General features: G+C 62.7%; 3 protein-coding genes and 1 pseudogene. 1 reads left to right on the top strand and 3 read right to left on the bottom strand.

From position 1 onward, the window contains the following. Window positions 1–543: pseudogene (locus EN993_RS34625) on the top strand (MFS transporter); the annotation flags it as partial. A 48-nt stretch (window positions 544–591) separates the two neighbouring features. Here EN993_RS34625 and EN993_RS34630 read toward each other — a convergent pair. From EN993_RS34630 to EN993_RS34640, 3 genes are all read right to left on the bottom strand, one after another. Continuing rightward, window positions 592–1,626, bottom strand: coding sequence for an NAD(P)/FAD-dependent oxidoreductase (locus EN993_RS34630; RefSeq protein ID WP_109669274.1), 1,035 nt, complete (start codon window positions 1,624–1,626; stop codon window positions 592–594). A gap of 83 nt (window positions 1,627–1,709) precedes the next feature. Continuing rightward, entirely contained in the window at window positions 1,710–2,030 is a 321-nt protein-coding gene (locus tag EN993_RS34635) for a 2Fe-2S iron-sulfur cluster-binding protein (RefSeq protein ID WP_013531878.1), read from the bottom strand. Window positions 2,031–2,142: 112 nt separating this feature from the next. Continuing rightward, window positions 2,143–2,426: Hpt domain-containing protein (locus EN993_RS34640; RefSeq protein ID WP_164758015.1), on the bottom strand; the 284-nt coding region annotated here is incomplete at its 5' end.

The following is a 2,426-nucleotide window of genomic DNA, read 5'->3' on the forward strand; positions in this document are numbered from 1 at the left end:
GCCAGTGAACCGGGAACCGCCATGCTTGGTCTCATGCTCGGCACCGTTGCGGGCGCGACATTCAGCGGCCGCACGATTGCCCGGTTCGTTCACTACAAGCGGATCGCGATGGTAGGGGTGACCTTCGCCATCCTGTGCCTCGGCATACTCGGCCTGGTGGCGGGGCATGCTTCGCTGCTGATCGTCGAGATCCTGACGACCTGCATCGGCCTGGGCAGCGGCACGACATTTCCGGTTGCCACTGTGTCGGTTCAGAATGCCGTCGACCAGGCCCATCTCGGCGTTGCCACCGGCGTACTGACCTTCCTTCGCTCTTTAGGCAGCGCGCTTGGCGTCGCCATCCTTGGTGCGGTCGCGCTTGGCTACGGCCTGCCGCTTGCTGGAGAAGGCACCCAGGCGGCCAGCACCGCCGTCGAGGCCCTGGCGTTCGTGATGATCTTCTTCACCGCGGCAGCGATGCTGGTCATGGCGCTCGTCGCGCTGGTGCTGATGCCGGAAAAGCCGCTGCGCGGCCATCCCGAGGCTCCGGTGCTAGCTGACTGACAAAAGACGTGAAGCGCGTCGGCTGCATTTGATTCAAAGCGACGCGTTTCAGGAAGCTTCCACCACGCCGAGCTTCTTCTGCAGGCTGGTCGAGGAGGTCGTATACTGGAAGACGATACGCTCGCCGGGGCTGATGACGCGCTTGGCGGCCTGCGCCATCAGCGCCACCTCGTGGAAGCCCGATAGGATCAGCTTCAGCTTGCCCGGATACCAGTTGATGTCGCCGACCGCGAAAATGCCTGGCACCGATGTCTGGAACTTCTCGGTATCGACCGGAATGAGGTTCTCGTGAAGATTGAGGCCCCATTCTGCGATCGGGCCGAGCTTCATGGTCAGGCCGAAGAACGGCAGCATGCGCGTGCAAGGCACCTCGACATCGCCGTCCGGCCCCTTGATGGTGGCCGATGACAGCTGGCCGTCGGCGCCGGTCAATCCGGTCACTTGCCCGACTTGGAAATGCAGCTGCTTCATCTCCTGCATGGCATACATCTTGTTGACGCTGTCGGGCGCCGCGCGGAATTCGGGCCGCCGGTGCACCAGCGTCACGCTCCTTGCCACCGGCTGCAGGTTGAGCGTCCAGTCGAGCGCCGAGTCGCCGCCGCCGACAATGACAAGGTCGTGGCCGCGAAAATCCTCCATCCGGCGCACCGAATAGAAGACACTCTTGCCTTCATAGGGCTCGATGCCCGGGATCGGCGGACGCTTGGGCTGGAAGGAGCCGCCGCCGGCGGCAATCACCACCACCTTGGCCTCGAACACCTCATTCTCGTCGGTGGTGACGCGAAAACTGCCGTCCTCCAGCTTTTCCAGGCTGGAAACCATGCGGTTGTAGGTGAAATCGGGCTTGAACGGCGCGATCTGCTCGAGCAGTTTGTCGACCAACCCCTGCGCCGAGATCGAAGGCCAGCCTGGAATGTCGTAGATCGGCTTTTCCGGATAGAGTTCCGCGCATTGGCCGCCTGGCCGGTCGAGAATGTCGATCAGGTGGCACTTCATGTCGAACAGGCCGAGTTCGAACACGGCGAAGAGGCCGACAGGCCCTGCCCCGACAATAAGCACGTCTGTCTTGGTGATGTCGGTCATGCGATGCGCCTCGCTGTGTGTTGTCGAGACACTGCATGAGCAATCCGCCGCTGCCAAGCAGCAGCCGGCAAAAAACCGGTGTCTCAGCCCTGGCGGGCGGGCACCCGCACGACCAGACCGTCGAGCGCGTCGCGCACCTTGATCTGGCACGACAGCCGTGAGTTCGGCTGGACGTCGTAGGCGAAGTCCAGCATGTCCTCTTCCATCGCTTCCGGCTCGCCGACTTCAGCCGTCCATGCTTCGTCGACATAGACGTGACAGGTGGCGCAGGCGCAGGCGCCGCCGCATTCCGCCTCGATCCCGGGAACGGCGTTGCGGATCGCGTTCTCCATGACCGTCGAGCCGTTCTCGGCGTCCATGTCGAAATGTGTGCCGTCATGGGCGATGAAAGTCAGCTTGGTCATTTGTCACCTGAAGGGAGTCTCAGCCGAGATAATCACTCCGGCGAGCAAGTCAACTGCCGCGCGAAAGCGTCGCTCCGTGACGTTTTTCCGCAAACCGGGTTTGGCGTGGGATTCAGCGATTGATGGCGGCGATGAAATCGCGCACTTCGTCGATCAGCGTGCCGAGCCGTCTGAGCGTCTGGTTGTCTTCCGGCTGGTGCTCGATCTCGGTGGCACAATCGGCGATGGCAAAGGCACCGACACCCCGTGCCGAACCCTTCAGCCCATGCGCCAGCAGAAGCCGGTTCTTGATGTCGGCATCGAGTATTTTGTCGCGCACCGACAGCGCCTGTTGTACAAACAGCGCCAGCACCTCTTGCTCGAGGCTGCGGTCGCCCATCGTCTGGCGGGCAAGGT

The organism is Mesorhizobium sp. M7D.F.Ca.US.004.01.2.1 (genome assembly GCF_003997785.1).
GTDB classification, from domain to species: domain Bacteria; phylum Pseudomonadota; class Alphaproteobacteria; order Rhizobiales; family Rhizobiaceae; genus Mesorhizobium; species Mesorhizobium loti.

What these genes read in the sequence shown, in the direction of transcription:
- EN993_RS34630 (WP_109669274.1), bottom strand. Translation starts at nt 1,626, where the DNA reads ATGACCGACATCACCAAGACAGACGTGCTTATTGTCGGGGCAGGGCCT.
- EN993_RS34635 (WP_013531878.1), bottom strand. Translation starts at nt 2,030, where the DNA reads ATGACCAAGCTGACTTTCATCGCCCATGACGGCACACATTTCGACATG.